The organism is Paenibacillus sp. LBL, assembly GCF_029893715.1.
Lineage (GTDB): Bacteria > Bacillota > Bacilli > Paenibacillales > Paenibacillaceae > Paenibacillus_AQ > Paenibacillus_AQ glucanolyticus.
In genome coordinates this window covers 102,261-119,494 of the sequence record NZ_JARXYU010000007.1, presented here as the reverse complement: position 1 = coordinate 119,494, position 17,234 = coordinate 102,261, and the positions used below count along the sequence as shown (strand labels likewise).

General features: G+C 45.5%; 16 protein-coding genes, 1 tRNA gene and 1 pseudogene. 13 read left to right on the top strand and 5 right to left on the bottom strand.

The window, feature by feature from the left end:
- Positions 1-5: 5 nt before the first annotated feature.
- The 6 genes and pseudogenes from M2277_RS16995 (at position 6) to M2277_RS16970 (ending at position 5,486) form a co-directional block, all read left to right on the top strand.
- Complete coding sequence (locus M2277_RS16995) at positions 6-515, top strand: hypothetical protein (protein ID WP_280755229.1); 510 nt, start codon at positions 6-8, stop codon at positions 513-515.
- 358 nt (positions 516-873) lie between these two features.
- On the top strand, positions 874-1,362 hold the full coding sequence (locus M2277_RS16990) for a hypothetical protein (RefSeq protein WP_076153028.1): 489 nt from the start codon (positions 874-876) through the stop codon (positions 1,360-1,362).
- Positions 1,363-2,720: 1,358 nt separating this feature from the next.
- Positions 2,721-2,939: a hypothetical protein gene (locus tag M2277_RS16985; RefSeq protein WP_120662289.1), complete on the top strand. Its 219-nt coding sequence runs from the start codon at positions 2,721-2,723 to the stop codon at positions 2,937-2,939.
- A 514-nt stretch (positions 2,940-3,453) separates the two neighbouring features.
- A complete protein-coding gene (locus M2277_RS16980; protein WP_143767913.1) occupies positions 3,454-3,879 on the top strand; it encodes an ABC transporter permease in 426 nt (141 codons plus the stop codon).
- A gap of 376 nt (positions 3,880-4,255) precedes the next feature.
- Positions 4,256-4,725: pseudogene (tnpA, locus tag M2277_RS16975) on the top strand (IS200/IS605 family transposase).
- 572 nt (positions 4,726-5,297) lie between these two features.
- Positions 5,298-5,486, top strand: a complete 189-nt coding sequence (locus M2277_RS16970) for a hypothetical protein (protein WP_006209126.1) — start codon at positions 5,298-5,300, stop codon at positions 5,484-5,486.
- A 92-nt stretch (positions 5,487-5,578) separates the two neighbouring features.
- Here M2277_RS16970 and M2277_RS16965 read toward each other — a convergent pair whose 3' ends face one another.
- The 3 genes from M2277_RS16965 to M2277_RS16955 form a co-directional block, all read right to left on the bottom strand.
- Positions 5,579-6,784 carry an MFS transporter gene (locus M2277_RS16965; RefSeq protein WP_006209127.1) on the bottom strand — a complete coding sequence of 402 codons (1,206 nt, stop codon included), beginning with the start codon at positions 6,782-6,784 and terminating at the stop codon, positions 5,579-5,581.
- Positions 6,785-6,894: 110 nt separating this feature from the next.
- Positions 6,895-7,512, bottom strand: a complete 618-nt coding sequence (locus M2277_RS16960) for a TetR/AcrR family transcriptional regulator (protein ID WP_063479000.1) — start codon at positions 7,510-7,512, stop codon at positions 6,895-6,897.
- Positions 7,513-7,702: 190 nt separating this feature from the next.
- Positions 7,703-8,467, bottom strand: a complete 765-nt coding sequence (locus tag M2277_RS16955; RefSeq protein ID WP_036638018.1) for a polysaccharide deacetylase family protein — start codon at positions 8,465-8,467, stop codon at positions 7,703-7,705.
- Positions 8,468-8,652: 185 nt separating this feature from the next.
- On the opposite strand from M2277_RS16955, the gene M2277_RS16950 reads away from it, so the two are divergent.
- From M2277_RS16950 to M2277_RS16935, 4 genes are all read left to right on the top strand, one after another.
- Positions 8,653-8,838 carry a hypothetical protein gene (locus M2277_RS16950; protein WP_280755228.1) on the top strand — a complete coding sequence of 62 codons (186 nt, stop codon included), beginning with the start codon at positions 8,653-8,655 and terminating at the stop codon, positions 8,836-8,838.
- 153 nt (positions 8,839-8,991) lie between these two features.
- A tRNA-Leu gene (locus M2277_RS16945) sits at positions 8,992-9,077 on the top strand.
- A gap of 208 nt (positions 9,078-9,285) precedes the next feature.
- The gene (locus M2277_RS16940) at positions 9,286-9,972 is read left to right on the top strand and encodes a uracil-DNA glycosylase (protein ID WP_040680506.1); all 687 of its coding nucleotides are present in this window, start codon (positions 9,286-9,288) and stop codon (positions 9,970-9,972) included.
- 19 nt (positions 9,973-9,991) lie between these two features.
- A complete protein-coding gene (locus tag M2277_RS16935) occupies positions 9,992-10,387 on the top strand; it encodes a hypothetical protein (RefSeq protein ID WP_006209132.1) in 396 nt (131 codons plus the stop codon).
- A gap of 97 nt (positions 10,388-10,484) precedes the next feature.
- Here the strand turns inward: M2277_RS16935 and M2277_RS16930 are convergent, their stop codons facing one another.
- Together M2277_RS16930 and M2277_RS16925 are read right to left on the bottom strand one after the other, a co-directional pair.
- Positions 10,485-11,561 carry an AI-2E family transporter gene (locus M2277_RS16930; protein ID WP_036637956.1) on the bottom strand — a complete coding sequence of 359 codons (1,077 nt, stop codon included), beginning with the start codon at positions 11,559-11,561 and terminating at the stop codon, positions 10,485-10,487.
- Between the two features lie 100 nt (positions 11,562-11,661).
- Complete coding sequence (locus M2277_RS16925; protein WP_036638025.1) at positions 11,662-12,000, bottom strand: L,D-transpeptidase; 339 nt, start codon at positions 11,998-12,000, stop codon at positions 11,662-11,664.
- Positions 12,001-12,176: 176 nt separating this feature from the next.
- Between M2277_RS16925 and M2277_RS16920 the strand changes: the two genes are divergently transcribed.
- From M2277_RS16920 to M2277_RS16910, 3 genes are all read left to right on the top strand, one after another.
- A complete protein-coding gene (locus M2277_RS16920; RefSeq protein ID WP_063479003.1) occupies positions 12,177-14,000 on the top strand; it encodes a cache domain-containing sensor histidine kinase in 1,824 nt (607 codons plus the stop codon).
- Positions 13,993-15,504 (top strand): response regulator transcription factor, encoded by a 1,512-nt coding sequence (locus M2277_RS16915; RefSeq protein WP_036637960.1) that lies wholly within the window; start codon positions 13,993-13,995, stop codon positions 15,502-15,504. The genes M2277_RS16920 and M2277_RS16915 overlap by 8 nt, the downstream gene beginning before the upstream one ends.
- Before the next feature lie 127 nt (positions 15,505-15,631).
- Complete coding sequence (locus M2277_RS16910; RefSeq protein WP_006209136.1) at positions 15,632-17,110, top strand: ABC transporter substrate-binding protein; 1,479 nt, start codon at positions 15,632-15,634, stop codon at positions 17,108-17,110.
- Positions 17,111-17,234 lie beyond the last annotated feature (124 nt).

Here is a 17,234-nt window from a genome sequence, read left to right as displayed (position 1 = left end):
AGACCGTGTTACTAAAAAAGAATTTCACAAAACTATTATCTGTATTTCTAGTATTTGCTTTGTTAGTAGTTACCCTTGTAAACCCATCGTCCACCGTTAAAGCTGAAGGATTGGATCAACTGGACGGCGTTGAAGTTCTTGTTAATGACGAAAACGAGATTCGGTTAAAAACGGAAATGGATGGGTTGGTCGGAATATTAGTCCAAGATCAAGAAACAAAAGAAATAACGCTCACAACATATGAAGCTGACGAAATAAATCCCAACCCATATTCAATAAATTCCTTGACAAGTAATGATAATGTAGATCAATTCGCCCTCAGTTTAGATGACTTTACAGATGAAACAGGGGCTATACTTACGTATGAGGATGAAGCAACAGGAAAGACAGCGACTGTCGGATCGGATGACTCCGAGATTAGACCAATGGTTGTTTGGCTTGCTCCTCTTGTAACAATTGTTGGAGCAAAGCTGATTGAGGCTCTTTTGCTTACAGCCGCTGTCATAGTAAATTAATGAGATTGACTTTGCAAGAACTGATGCTATTGCCACTTCTCTTCGAAACAAAAGTTATAATCACTATTATGCAAGAATAGTGCAAGGAGATGTTTGGATCGGTCCAGCTATCACAGAGACTTACGCAGCAATTCGTCTTACTTCATTTAATGGCGATGAGGACGTATCAGGTAATGACGTGTGGTCTAAAACTTTGTCCGGGGCTGCAAAAGTTGCAGAAAGAGCGGGAGGCGGTAAGGAGCCAGTTGGACCGGAAATTCACGGTGCTGGCCTCGGATTCGGATACTACTACCACTACCACACATGGAATCGTGTTGGTGGACACTCGTTCTTCTAATAATATTGGAGGTGTAGTTAAGTGGAATCACTTCATAAGACCTTCATCGAACAGGAATTACCGCTTAAATATACTAATATCGAAGTCGAGGAGATGTTAGTAAAAGAATACTCCGCCAAGGAAATTCCAAAATCTACAGTCATTGATTTGAAAAATGACCCGCAAGTTGACTTTGATTCAATTTTCAAGTGTTTCGAAATAGATGATAAGAAAACTCTGGACGAAAAGTTTAGTGATATGGAAAAAATGTTTCATCGAGAGTACATAAACGATCATCCTTCCAAACACTTTGAAACCGATTGGAGTAAGATTCAGGCTGGAAAACTACTACGTGTAGTTTTAATTAGTAATGATAGTAAGACACTAAGTAACTTCACTGTGCAAGGTATGTGCAACAACCTGGTTAGTGACCTAACCATAATGAAAGGGATTTCACCCGAAGAGTGCAAACTTGACAATGACTACTATTTAAAATATCTTCAACTATTACAAACAAAAGGCGTCATATAAATACTTAATTGGGAAAAGGGCATGGTTTTCTAAACCAATGCCCTTTTTTATATAACTGACGAAAATATAGTTTTTGGTTTATTGGTTGCGAATTTGACACTTTTCCCTTGAAAGTAGGATGTAACCATAGAAAAAATGCGAGAAAATGACATGCACGGCTGCATGAATGCGGCATATGACCGAGGCGTACCTCTTCTCGCTTTTTTTGTATTAATATATCAGTTTAATACAAAGCTTATATAGATAATTTGTATAGATTATCAAAATGGTTATAAGTATCCCTATCATTATGCGACCTGGGAAGGTGATAAAATTAACGTTTATCATAAAGGAACCGACGAAGATTATAATATTTAGCAAAATATATGAAATTGTTACGTATACAAATGACACAAGTTCAGTTTTTATGTCATTATCCTGAAGGGTGTTGTGAGAAGAGAGAGCAGCTACTGCAGCAAGTAATGCTCCATAGCCTATTGAAATCGTAATATTCAACGTCGCAATTTTCTCGAAGATATTACTTAATTTATCAGAATCAGTAGGTCCAAAAAACACAAAGAAAAGTACTACAATGAAGACCCCTGAACTAATCAATTTAGCGATGCGATCAATTTTCAATATTACCACTCACTTTATTAGATTTTAATGTTAATATCGTCAAGAAACAAAGGAATTTTGAGAGAATCTAAGATGAACATGAGGATAGTTATTGTTCGTTAGCGTTTCTTGGTTTGACTCCATATTGTGCACACTATTAAAATGGTCTTGTTCTTCCTCTCTAGTTACTAAGTACAGATGCTTTTAAAGCAAAGAGCACTGCGTTTTTGCTGCGGCCGGCACGGTCGCGATGCTCTGACTGAGCCACGCGTTTTCGAGAAGGGCAAACGAATTGTTTTTCAGGTTTGGGATTGGTCAGATGACGCGAAAACCTATCAGACAAACCATTTTTTAATACAAGAAATTAATGGGCAATGGATAACAAAGCATCACAAAACGAGATACAGAGCTATATTAAGAGAAGATTTTAATCATATTTTGAGTACGGATGGGTGTGTGGATATCGAATGGTTTATGCCATCAGAATCAGGTTATTACCAGCCCATTGTAACTGCTCGAAAAAAGGTGTAGTTTAAGCTAACGGGAAACGATAGTTCAGAATCAACCACCTAATTTAATCAGGTGGTTTTCTTTTGCCTGTAGATGAACATTTACAAGCAAAATTAAAAGGAGGACGCGCTAACGTCCTCCCCATAGACCAGGGTATCCCCCGGCTGAGATAGCGGCCCGCCGCGCGCGGCATTTATCGATTCCGCCGCTATCTCGGATTCCATCATAACGGAAAGCCGAGGGGAACGACAGTGGGAACACCTGAGAATAAAGATTTGCTTATGCAACATGAACTCGCGGTCATGGAAGGTATCCTCGAGAGCAAGGAACAATACAGGAAGATCGTCAAGGCCGGTATAGCCAAGTGGGTTAAGGATTTTCAGGAGGGCCGGATTGAGATCAAGACGGTGGATGACCTGAAGAAGCTGATTGAAATAGATATTGAGCTGCAGAAGGATGGGTTTGATTAATCGCTAGGCAATAACCGCTTTTTCTTAAGACCCAAGTTATTAGTCCAAACAATTTTTTGAGTGGGCAATAAACTGTCTTAAATAATGCTGGGGGGCGATCGCATTTAAAAGACTAAAATGGGTGGTAATACATCCAAAATATAGACGTAGATGTAGGAGGAGCCGAAAAAAAGTATTTCTAAAGCTACAAGGCCCACGGGGTTTACAAGGTCCCCAGGGCTTACTTGGTCCTCAAGGTGTTCCGGGGCCACAAGGTCTTCAAGGAGTGGCTGGCCTTCCTGGATCCCAAGGTCCTCAAGGAATTCCTGGCCCTACTGGCGGCCCTACCGGACCACAAGGCATACCAGGCCCAGTTGGAGCTACGGGCCCACAAGGAGAGATAGGTGCAACAGGTCCTCAAGGTATACTAGGAGCGACAGGTCCTCAAGGTATACCGGGAGCGACAGGTCCTCAAGGTATACCGGGAGCGACAGGTCCTCAAGGTATACAAGGCCCTACAGGTCCTACGGGCCCGGTGCCGATATCTGCATTCAGAGCAGAAAATAATACGGATCAAGAAGTTCCTATCAATACGGACGTTTTGATATCTTTTCCGAATGTAATATTTGATCTTGCCGGCGAGTATGTACTTCCGAGTACATTTATCCCTACTGCAACAGGTATTTATTCTCTAAGTGTAAGTGCCCTTTTTATAGGCACAACTATTGGTTCAGCTGAAGTCCGACTCTCAATTCAAGTAAATGGTGCTTTTCGCTCGTACTATTTTAAACTCATCATTCCACCAGCTGGTCAAACTGTGATTGACACTGTAGGATTTACAACTATACTGCAGTTACAAGCTGGGGATCTAGTAACAGTTAGATTTTTTAGCAGCCAGGCGGTTATAATACAAAATGATGGGAACGCAACAAATTTTTCTGCGGCAAGATTTCCTTCGTAGCTCGTCATTGATCTTATGTCATTAAAAAGACGAGTTAAATTAACTCGTCAGGTTGTCGAGAAACCCCCTGTTTTTTGCAGGGGGTTAAAATTTGCCTTAATAGTTTCAAAACTAGGGCCTCTGATCGTTTTAAATCAATTTTTGTTTTAAAAGATGAGTCTCCCCATATAAAAAAATGAAGTGGCGAACAGTCCTCTGGACTTTCTAGATACTCTGACGAGTTAAATTAACTCGTCTTTTATTGTTGTATAAGAAAACCCCCGGTTCGACCGGGGGTTCAGGAAAGCTTATTGCTATGAGTAAAATTCCCTTGAACTTCATGATAAGATGGTGCCGGTCTGAGGGCCGCATCATCAAGATCAAGGAGGACAAGGGAATGGATAAAAGCAGTCTAGCACATACACGATGGAACTGTAAATACCACATCGTATTTGCGCCGAAGAACCGCAGGCAAGTGATTTATGGGAAATTAAAAAGAGAAATTGGGAAAATCATTCGAGAGTTATGCGAGCGCAAAGGAGTAGAGATTCTGGAGCGGAGGCATGTGTAGATCCTATTCACATGCTGATGAGCATACCACCGAAGTTGAGTGCATCGGAGTTTATGGGATATTTAAAAGGAAAAAGTTCACTCATGATCTTCGATAAATTTGCAAACCTGAAGTACCGATATGGAAATCGGCAGTTTTGGTGTAGAGGATATTATGTGGACACAGTAGGACGAAACAAGAAAGTGATCACCGAGTACATTCGGAATCAACTAACAGAAGACAAGAACTACGAACAACTCACGATGAAAGAACTGTTCGACCCGTTTACGGGTGAGTCGGTAGGAAAGGGCAAATAAAAAAGCCCCTTTGAGGGGCAAGCCTGAGAATACCCGCGGTTGGCAGACTTTCAATGCGCCTTATAGGCGCTTGCTAGTACCATGCCCTTATAGGTCTGATGGAAGCCACCGGCTAAGCCGGTGGTTATGACTTGCTGTTTATATGGCTGCAGCCATAAATGATCATAGGTCGAGCGTGCTGCTTGGTATCAGTTTAACCATCTGATGATCAAGCGGGGGATATAAAGTACAACATCGAAGATCAAGGATATAACACCACCGGAATGCTCTAATTGGGTTCTTCCCAACTTCTTCATACTTCTTGTGCACCTCCATTTTGTAAGGGTTGTTGCTGCTGCCTTAGTTCTTCGTTTGTCACGAATGACGAATCAGATCATCATGTTTTCACGAAAGGTCCTTTGAAACAATACGCCCAAATCTCTCCGTGGTTTCAACATGTTCTCCTTGGGGAATTTGTAATCGCAGGCGACTTGCGTTACATTTTAGAGGAGCCGTTAAAGACCAGACGTAATCCAAGGGCTGCGGCTGGTTGGTATGTCAGCTCATTTTAGTACATAGGACGGGGGATCATAGTGTCAGAATGGGTATTGAATCAGTCCTGGGGACTGCCTGTGTTGCTTGCCTTTTTGGTGATTGTATTCGTGTTTGAATCGAGAAAAGCCTTCAAGGCTTATAAAGAAAAAAGACGCTTCGAGTTGGGCTGGGCACTTTTATTTGCGCTTGTGGCTCTATTGGCAATCATTGTCCTGGTGGCTTATTAAAATACATAGCAAAACAAGCGCCCGTCAGATGCTGACGAGCGCTTGTTCCATGTTATAAAGATATAGCGGTAGGGGGATCGTTTCCCTGTTCGTCAACGTTCATTCATGACGGCTTCGGTAGCGGACCAGGCTCTGCCGGCACGCATGGCCAGGAAGAAGCAGAGAATGAGCACGATGGAGGCAGCGATGTACGGATAATTGATATCCAGGTCAAACAAATACCCGGCCACAAGCGGGCCTGCGATATTTCCAAGGCTGGTGTAAGCGGAGTTTAAGCCGGCAACATAGCCCTGTTGGTCCTTGGCCAGCTTGGACATTTGCGTACCGATAGCAGGACGCAGGATGTCAATCGACAGGAACACCAGGAAGGTTACGAGGAATATCAACCAGTACTTATGCACAAACAGAGTTAATAGTATACATATCCCCGCGGTTAACAAACTGAGTGTGATGACTCTTTTCTCCCCAAACCGGTTCAGGATCCATCCGAATATTGTGGCCTGCACAACGGCGCCGGCAATCGAACCAAACGTTATGATCATGGCAATATCTTTGGGGGTAAAACCGAATTTATGATCCACGAACAATCCGAACACAGTCTCATAATTGGCAAGACCGAAGGAGAGAACAAATACAATGACCAAACTTAAGAAATAGGGCTCTCTGAAGGAACGCGCCAGCTGGAGAAACAGACTCTCCTTCTTCCGTCCCAGTACGGTAGGCGCTTCTTGTTTGGCTGAAGATTCGGGCAGCAGAATTAACGTTACCAAGGCAGCGATACCGCCCGCGACCGCGGCTGCATAGAAGGGAACCCGGATCCCAAACTCAGCAATGAAACCCCCGATTCCCGGCCCGATAATGAATCCGGTGGTAATCGCAGCATTTATGAAGCCCATGCCTCTGGCACGCTCCTCATTAGAAGTCACGTCAGCCGTGTAGGCCATAATGGCAGGCATGATGAGTGCGGCGCCTATGCCGCCAAGCATTCTGGCTGCAAACAGCAGCGTCGGCGTGCTGGCAGCCCCGAACAGCCATTCCGATAAGGCGAATACAATCATACCGGAGATGATAATTTTTTTACGTCCTACGGAGTCGGACAAGCGGCCCGCGAGTGGCGAGAACAGCAGCTGCGTTAATGAAAAAGCAGCCACGAGCATGCCCACGGTACTGCCGTTAATATTAAGCTCCGTCATATAGGTGGGCATAATGGGTATGACCAGACCGATACCGGTAAAGACTAAAAATATATTGAACATGAGGAGCAGGATCGCTCCATTATTACGCAGCAGTAATGACATGATGATTCCTCCAAAAATAAATGACGATCCAACGTGTTGTCGTGATTTACATGTTTATATAATTGCATACTGAACGTTCGGTTTGTAACATTCCACAAAAAATGGAAAGTTTATCTGCCGTTATTCATGCCAGGTTTCTTGGCGATACCATACAAGAGCACACGAATGGCGGAATGATAAAGCGCGAGCACATTGTCGAGCTTAGCCATTTGAGACATCTGGCTTAAACCCGCGATCAAGCTTTCAAATATAATCGAGAGATGCTCCACGTTATGGTTCTCAAATTCACCCTGATCAATCCCTTGCTGCAGCAATTTCTGATTAAATTCGAGTCGATTCCGAATGATCTGGGTAATCCGCTGTTCCACATCCTCGCTCATACTCTCGTTGCTGTTCAGAAATTCATCCAGTGCTTTGGAGAACGGGTGGTTCAAATCATCAAACACCAATTGATCAGCGATGCCGTACAATTTGTCCGTGATGGTGGTATATTGATGTTCTTTGCTGCTCCACTTTTGCTCCCATTCCAGATCCCATTCCTCGATGAGATACAGAAACAGCCCTTCCTTGCTTTTGAAGTGGTAGTAAATGTTACCCTTACTGCTTCCTGTTGCTTCTACGATTTCCTCAATCGAGGTCGACTTGTATCCTTTTTGCATAATGAGGGCTTTGGCCGCTTCAGCGATGCGCCGCTTGGTGTCTTCGCTCTGCTGTTGTTTTTTGTTCATTAGCGCCCCCCTTATACGTATAGATATTGTCATTATTTTTCTATACTGAACGTTCGTTCTGTATCTTATCAAATGGATTTAAAATATTCAAGTGGGAGTTTGAATGTCCGAAATAGCGAGAAATCAGCTGATAAAAAATAACCGTTACCTCCTGCAGGTAGCGGTTATTTTAGCATTGCAATGGGATGAATCAGTGGTTTACTTCAATAAACTTATGCGATTTATCATGATAGGAGAGCAGCTCGGATACAGTAACAAATGTGAAGCCACGCTTTTGCAGCTCCGGCAAAATCACGCTGAGCGCCTCCACCGTCTGTGTACTGGTCGGGACAAAATCGTGCATGAGCACGATGTCTCCATTGTGCGCGTTATCCAGAACCTTTTTGACGATCCGGTTGACGCCGGGCTTTCGCCAATCCAGCGTATCCTGGTGCCATGACCACAATACGGTCAGCATACCGATATCCTTGCTTGTCCTTACAATGGATTCATTGTAACTTCCACCGGGCGGGCGGAACAATACGGTTTTACTGCCTGTCGCTTTGAAAATCGCTTCCTGGGTCCGGTTCAGTTCACTGGTTAATTTGCTGGCGTTGATATTGTGGAAGGAAGGATGAGTGTAGGAGTGGTTTCCTATTTCATGCCCTTCGTGAAGCTCACGTGCCACGATATCGGGGTGTTTCTCCACCCGGTTGCCCACAACAAAGAAAGTCGCCTTTGCGCCATATTGTTTTAACAGATCCAGAATTTCAACGGTCGTATGTGCATCCGGACCATCATCAAAGGTGAGGGCAATCACTTTGCTGGGTGTGGGCACTTCCCATACGATCTCTCCGCGTTCCTCATAGTAGTCTCTTCCCTTGGAAGCAGACGGCACATGATCTGCATCAACATGCTCGTTAAGGCACAGGGAGAGGGAGAGAGTAAGCCATATAACAGTTGAGAGCTTTTTCATGGTGATCATTATCCTTTTCTCTGCTGTTCTAGTCTTGGCATGTGACATGCAAGCTTATTTATCATTTGGTGAACACGGTAAAATTATTCCTAATGTCTGGCTCAGACGCCGTTCGACATTAAACACCGATCGGCACAAGCATGCTCCGCATGCAGAGCATGTAATGGTAGAAAGGAGTGATCCAGATGCAATCACGTAATCGTTCGAATGCCCAAGGGATTGACGTGAGCCGCTACCAGGGGGTGGTGGATTGGGCAAAGGTAAAGGCTTCCGGTAAAGCATCGGACATAACGGAGCAGCGCGATCGAATCGATGAATTAGAGCAGCGACTCGGGGCAATCGAGAAAAATGGGGGATCGCATTCAGGGTGATGCGAAAAAATATGAGTTTCATATATTGACATCATATGGTTAGACATGGTATTATCGATTTTGTCGCCAGAACGAAAAGAATCGCAAAATTTTCCGTTAATCGGTATGAATCCCATATGGTGATTTGAATAGAGCGAATCTAAGATAAAATATGCCGGGGTGGCGGAATTGGCAGACGCACAGGACTTAAAATCCTGCGGTAGGTGACTACCGTACGGGTTCGACCCCCGTCCTCGGCATTATAACAGCGTCTGGTAAGATGCAAAATAAGTCGGCCCCCTGTATGGGTGCCGGCTTATTTTTTAAATTGACAAGAGGTCAATTTTTTTGACGAAGGCTATTATCGGAACAAACGGAATGGAAGACGTTAAAGTCCTTTCTATAAAAATCGCATTCTTTTATAATTCCACGCTGACCTGTGTGAGGAGGAGGGGGGGAGAGATGCGGATGTTTAACAATGATTGGGACGTTATCCTGAACGGAGAGATGGATAAGCCTTATTTTGAAGCGTTGATGGAACGGGTGGACGAGGAATACCGGCGCAGCACGGTGTATCCTCCTAAGGAAGATATATTTCGAGCTCTTCACCAAACATCGTATGAATCCACAAAAGTCGTTATTTTGGGACAAGATCCCTATCACGGACGAAAGCAGGCACAGGGATTAAGCTTTTCCGTTTCACCCGGAGTTACGATTCCTCCGTCTCTGCGCAATATACATAAGGAGCTGGCATCCGATTTGGGTGTACCTGTTCCGCACCATGGCTCTTTACAGTCATGGGCTGATCAGGGGGTGCTGCTGCTTAATGCGGTTCTTACGGTACGCGAAGGTGAGCCCAATTCGCATAAAGGAATCGGGTGGGAGCGATTCACGGATACCGTTATTGCAAAGCTGAATGAACGCGATCAGCCAATGGTGTTTATATTATGGGGCAGTTACGCACAGAAGAAGGGTTCTTTCATAGACCGAAGTCGGCACAAGGTGCTTGAGTCCAGTCATCCGAGTCCATTTGCAGCGCACAAAGGTTTTTTCGGCAGTCGTCCATTTTCAGCATCGAATGCTTATTTAATGCAAAAGGGTATGGATCCGGTGAATTGGGACATCCCAAGCACATCGGGCGATGGAGTTGAATAATCCGCGAGAGGTGACCTTCATGAAGCATTGGATCGGTCGTCATGTTGTCATTCAGCGTTTAGACGGGGCGAAAAGCACGGTTGAAGGTGTGTTGAAATCATGGGACCCCATTCAGGAGAAGGTCATTCTTGGCCCGGGGGAGCTTGTCATCCCGTTTCGCTCCATTCATAGAATAATGCCGAGAAATTCTTCTCCGGCTCTAAACTCTATCGGTTATGTCGTGAATCATACGATTCAATTTGATAATGCAGTCTACTTTGGATCTTGTGTGATGGTATGGAGGGGCAATCAATTGGTCTCCTCTCAGGCCGTTCTTGCTTCTCATGATGAGGAAACGGTCACGCTGTCAAATGGAATGATTTTGCGTAAGGACGAGCATTATTTTGTCGTTCGGTCCTTGCGGGGCAATGCGTAATTATTTGAATAAAGGATGTCCCCAGCAGCCATCGTAAAGTTGGCGGGGACATCCTTTTTTTGTTTGAATGAAGGATAAGCAGAATTCCTTGAAGCGTTTAAGCCTCCTCTACTTTTTCAGCAAGGAAGAGTTCGTAGATCCGCACCACGAGAATTTTAATGATCATATAGGCAGGAATAGCGAGCAGGATACCGAGGAGTCCGAAGAAATCTCCACCTACCAGAATAAGGACCACCGTGGTGAGAGGGTGAATATCGAGCTGTTTGCCATAGATTACGGGGGTCAGAATATTATCTTGAATTTGCTGTGCGATCACAATGACTACGACAGACCATATGGCGATGGACGGAGCTTCAATGAACCCGACGATAACGACAGGGATGGTTGCAAGCAGCGCACCGATATACGGAATGAAATTCAAGAAGAAGGAGATCACGGTTAACAGCAAGGAATAGGGCAGTCCAATAATTAAAAATCCGATATAAATCAGAACGCTAAGTATAAGATTAAGGATGACTTTGCCGATAATAAAATTGCTGAGTGCGGAATCAATCTCACCCAGCACTTCCTGACCGTCACGGCGGAATCGTCTAGGCAGAACGCTGAGCAATCTTGGCGGCAGCTTGTTGCCCTCCTTGAGCATGTAGTACAGAATGATGGGAATCGTAGCAATAATGACAACAACACCGGATACAACGGTAATCAGGTTGTTGATGGAGTTGCTAATCCAGGTAATGATACGATTCATATATTCCGTGAGCGAAGTGGTCAACTCTGATTCGGTTGGTATGAAGCGGGACCAGTACGGATTCTGCTGCAGCTGGTCAATCTGTTCCTGGACGCCCTCCACTAGGAAAGGGGCGTTGCTTATGAAAGTCTCCATCTGTTCCCGAAGTGTCGGCCACACCACGATGCCAAAGATCGCACAGAGTCCGGCAAACACGAAATACAGCATCAAGACGCCAATGGAGCGTTTGATTTTCTGGCGTTCCAGGTAATCGACAATTGGCCGAAGCAGGTAATAGAAGAAGCCGGCCATCGCGACAGGAACAATCAACATGTTGAACATGGAGACGATTGGGCGGAACAAAAAGCTGATCTCGGATCCTAGATAAATGATTAAGAGCAGCGCGATTATACCGAAGCATGTCCTGAAATATTTGCTCTGCATCATGGGCAATCCCTCCATAACAACGAATAGGTAAATACGTAAGTACCATATAACATTTGTATTTAACCAATTTGGAGGGATTTGAAATCACCAGTCTATGTTATTAGTTTCGTATGGTGACCTGGGTATGCAGGGGTACGAGCGAAGCAAGCTGCACAACATCCTCATTGTACATCCGAATGCAGCCATGGGAAACGGATCTGCCGATGGATGAAGGATCATTCGTGCCATGGATGCCGTAGTGCGGTTTGGACAAACCTAACCAATAAGCTCCGAATGGTCCGCCTGGATTGGGCTCTTTGGTGACGATTGTGTAATTGCCGGGAGGGGTCTGCGTGGCCATTTTGCCTACAGCAATCGGGTACGTATGTACCACGGCGTCACCGTCCAGCAAATGCAGCTGATAGTTGGCCACATCGACAATGATGCGGTACTTGGGCATCATCATCCACCTCCTTTTTCATCCATGTTATGAATCGGGGAAGGCATTCGACCCAGAATCGGCCTAAAATAGGCAGATTGCACCTTCACGGTTTGGAAGAAATTTCATCCGTTGATAAGGGCGGGTCGATGTTATATTTAATAATGAAAAGCTTTACATCAGGAAGGGGATAACCGATGTCTCCTGTTGGGTTTTATCAAAAATACATCAAAAATAATATGTTTACCAAAATGCTGCTCTTGATTTCCCTGATTGCGGTGGTCACCATCGTAACTTTATCTTTTCTAATGTATTATTTCTTGTTTCAATCCGCTGTTCGCAGCGAACTGGATATCCAGCGCAGCGGAGTTGAACGGGTGGAGCGGCACGTTAATCAAAAATATGAGAATGTACAGTCCTACGTGAATGACTTGTATCGCAATGGTTCCCTTGGCCTTGACACCTCCTACTTTCTCATGAACTCGTTTAATGAATATATTGCCAAGCGGATGAACCGGATTGTGGGCAGCGGACAGTCCAATACGGACAGTGTGCTTGCATACTTTAAGCAGCGGCTGGATGATGATCCGGATATTGAGAATATTATGCTGTACAGTGCCGAGAAGCAGTATGTGTATGTATATAAACAGGGCAGCATGACCCGGCTCTATCAGGCGAACGCTACGCATTCTTACATACCCGATGTTATGGCCATGGAAAGCCAGAGCGTCACACTGCCGAATTTCTGGGTTCGCAAGCTGGCTGGAGATGCCGCTGTACCGCTATTCTCGATACGGAGTCCGATCAATGATATGACCACCTACAAGAATCTGGGGCAGCTGCTTGTTTTATTCCGGACGGAAGCGCTCGCAACCGTGCTGAACAGCAGCGAGGATGAGATGAAGGGATCTGTAATGGTCCTATCGGGTGATGGCAGCGTAATGTTTGATTCTGGTGGCAGATATTATGGAGAGAAGTATCCGTATGCGGAGCGGCTGCTCAATTCCAAAGAAACCGTATTCTTGGACGAGGAGTCGTATGTAACCATATCGGCTCACAATCAGGCGGGCTATACGGTGGTAGGGATTACTCCGAAGCGCGAGGTTGCGGAATCCCTGCATGGCTTGCAGAGCACGATTATTATTGCAGCCTTGTTATGCATTGTTGTTGCCGTTTCCATTCCGGCCCTGATGATTGTGAACTACTCCAAGCGGACCGATAACATCATCCGATTCATGCGCAAGGTGGAGAAGGGCGAGTTTGTTGCCCGGATGCAGGATACCAAGGAGGATCAGCTGGGGCAAATTGCCGGCAGCTTTAATGAAATGCTGGATGAGCTGACACGATATATCGATAAGGTATATAAAGCGGAGATCAACCAGAAGAACGCGGAGCTGTCCGCGCTGCAGGCCAGAATTAACCCGCATTTTCTATATAATACGCTTGAAGTGATACGAATGAGAGCTCTCTCTCAGGGCGCTCAGGATGTTGGTGATATGATCTACAGCTTATCGATGCTGTTTAAGAATATCGTACAGCGCAAGTCCAACTACACGTTGAAGGATGAGCTGGAAGCTTGCCGGCTCTATCTGGAACTGTTCCGTATTCGCTATAAGGACAAGTATATTTATAAAATGTTCTGCGAGGAACCAATCAAGAGTGTGCCGATGATGAAAATGTCGCTACAGCCGCTCATTGAGAACTATATTGTACATGGATTGCGGAGCGACCAGGATGATAACTGGCTATCGATCACCGCTACGCAGCAGGACGGTGAGGTCTGCATTGTGATCAAGGATAACGGGAAGGGAATCGAACCAAAGCGGCTTGAGGATATCCGTGCAAGACTGCAGATGGCTGAGTCCAACGGAGAATCCTTTGGGCTGCGAAGTGTGAATGAACGGTTAAAGCTGACGTTTGGAAGTTCTTACGGGATGGACATCGAGAGTGAGCCGGGTAACGGAACGACGGTGACCGTCAGATTTCCGGTGACAGAAGGGAAGTTGGATAACAATGTATAAGGTATTTATCGTGGATGATGAACCGTTCATTATAGAAGGATTGGTAGATGTCGTGGATTGGTCCAAGTATGGCATTGAGGTGGTGGGTCACGCAGGAAACGGTCGCCAGGCATTGGAGAAGATGGCGGTCGTCCCCGTTGATATCCTCATAACGGATATATCAATGCCTGTGATGACAGGACTTGAATTGATAGAAGGCGCACGCAAGCTGAACCGCAATCTGAAGGTGATCATCCTCAGCGGCTTTGACGATTTTGCCTATTTGAAGGAAGGTATGCGTCTCGGGATCGAGAATTATTTGCTCAAGCCGATCAATCTGAAGGAACTGGAAGAGACCATTGCCAGTACGACCGATAAGATGAACAATGCCAAGAGAGAAATGAGACTGGACGAATACGACATTAACATTCTGCGAAGCAATATTCTATACCGCTGGATCACGGACCGGATTGAGCCGGAGGAGCTGGAGGAACGCGCTAATCTTCTGGGGCTGAACCTGAATCTGCCCTATGTCATGGCATCCATACTGCGAGCTGATTTCACGCCGCTTGAGAGCTGTCTGTATCAATTGATGGAGCAGGAGCAGGGCGTTATGTATTTCCGGGACAATGACGGCGACCATGTGGTGATATTTATGATGAGGGAGCCGGATACGGAAAAGGCGAGGGCGATCAGGCTCCTGCAGCAGGTGCGCGAGCAGTGTTATGAAGAGGAGCTGTGCATATCGCTTGGGAGCATAGAGAGCCTCGGAGGAAATTATAAGGATAGCTATCTCCATGCGAAGGAGGCACAGGAATACTATCTCGTGCTGGAGCAGCCCTCCTACGTGGATTATGTTGATGTTCAGGCGAAGAAGGGCGAAGCCGCGGAATCCTACACGGTCCAGTGGCCTGAGTATGCAAAAGGCATCGCTGGCAGGGACAAGCAGGGGCTGTTTGAGCTGATCGACAGCGATTTTGACCGGCTTCGCCACACGCAGGGCATGACCCCAACGATACTGAAGAGTGTCGCGGTTGAGATGGTTGTTCGCCTGAAGCTGGAGCTTAACGATATTCAATACACGGCTGCCCCCGATTTTGTAAAAAACACGATTACCGATATTATGGAGTCCATATCGATAGACGACTTGATTACGGCCGTGAAAGAAGGGGTCGGCGGTCTGGTTGACTCGCTCAACAATGACGTGAAGAGCCCTGTCATTCAGCAGATTTTGCACCATATCCAGCAGCATTTTAACGAGGATTTGTCATTGAAGGTGTTAGGTGCCCAATACCATATTCATCCCGTGTATCTTGGGCATCTCTTTCATAAAGAAACGGGAGAGAGTTTTACGGAGTATATTAACAGGTACCGCATCGATAGAGCCAAAGAACTACTGCGAAACTCCTCTGCCAAAGTTCAAGATATCGCAAAAAATGTAGGTTACTGGGAAACGGGTTATTTCTATAAACAGTTCAAAAAGTTTGTCGGCGTATCGCCAAGAGACTTTAGAGGAATGCTCTGATTGATTTAATCAGAGTTTTTTTCTTTATTTTCACCATAATTCCTTTAATTTTTCGCCTATGTGAAACTGCTTTCATCAGATAACCTTATAGGTGTAGAGACACAAGGATTCAAAAGGGAGGATAAACATGAGTAAATCGAAAAAGAAATGGCTTCTGCCGCTTACGCTTCTTTTGTCCGCATCCATGCTGCTGTCAGCATGTGGAGGCAATAAGGAAGAGAGTGCAGGAAATGGCGGGGGAACTGCCGAGAAACCGGTAGAGCTGATCTGGTACACGATCGGAACACCTCAAAAGGATGTTGACAAGGTTGAAGAGGAAATCAATAAATACACAACTGAGAAGATTGGTGTAACCGTTGACATGAAAATGATCGACTTCGGTGACTACAACCAGAAGATGCAGGTAATGGCAGCTTCCGGCGAACCGATGGACATCCTCTTCACAAGCTCATGGGCGTTCGATTATGTGCAAAATGCACGTAAAGGCGCATTCATGGAATTGGATGCACTGATCGAAAGCCATGGACAAGGCATTAAAGACGCAATTGATCCGGCGTTCCTGGAAGGTTCCAAGGTAGACGGACACAATTACGCAATTCCGGCAAATAAAGAGCTTCCTGCTCAAGAAGCATGGCGCTTTAATAAAACGCTGCTTGATAAATACAATCTCGATATTTCAGGCGTGAAATCGATGGAAAGCCTGGAGCCGCTGCTCAAAACGATTAAGGAAAATGAACCAAACGTTGTTCCATTGGCCGTAAGCAAGGATTTCGGCCCGCTGCTTCCGTTTGATTACATCATCGAAAAGATGCCAATGGCTGTATACCTGGATGACAAGGAAGAATTAAAAGTTGTGAACTTCCTCGAAATGCCAGAAACGATGGACATGCTCAAATTGATGAACAAGTATTACAAAGCGGGATATATCTCCCCAGAAGCAGCTACAACAACTTCGACGCAAGACCTGATGACATCCGGCAACTGGTTTGCGGATCGTGCGGCAACACAGCCGTTCGCAGACAATCTGTGGAGCCAAAGCTATGGCTATCCGGTCGTATCTACGCCGGCTGGCGATGCCAACATCTTTAACTGGTCGGTTATGGGTTCCATGCAAGCGATCTCGGCTAACTCGAAGTACCCTGAGAAAGCGATGGAATTCCTGAACTTGCTGAACACGGACGTATATCTTCGCAACCTGGTTGACTCCGGTATCGAAGACGTGCATTACAAGAAGCTTAGCGAGAATGTAATGGAAAACTTGCCAGAATCGAAAAACTACGACATGCCTACCTTCGCACTTGGGAATGTTATGCTGACGTACTTGAATCCTGAAGATCCCGAGAACAAATGGGAAGAGTTCAAGAAGTTTAACGAGTCCGGCAAGCCTGCTCCGCTGCTCGGTTTCAACTTCGATCCAACCAAAGTATCCACAGAGCTCGCTGCAGTCAATAACGTAAAAGAAGAGTTCTGGGCACCGCTGATGACAGGTACCGTGAATCCGGAAGAGTTCCTGCCAAAAGCGAATGAAAAGCTGAAAGCTGCTGGCCTGGACAAGATCATGGCTGAAGCACAAAGCCAAATTGATGCTTGGAAAGCAAGCAAGTAATAACAATGCATGAAGCAGTCCGCATGTCCACTATGGGCAAAGATACCGCTTCAGCATGAACAAGGACGGGGCGGCGGATGTTCACCGCCCTTCTTTTGTTCATTCATATACTTCACGAGGAGGG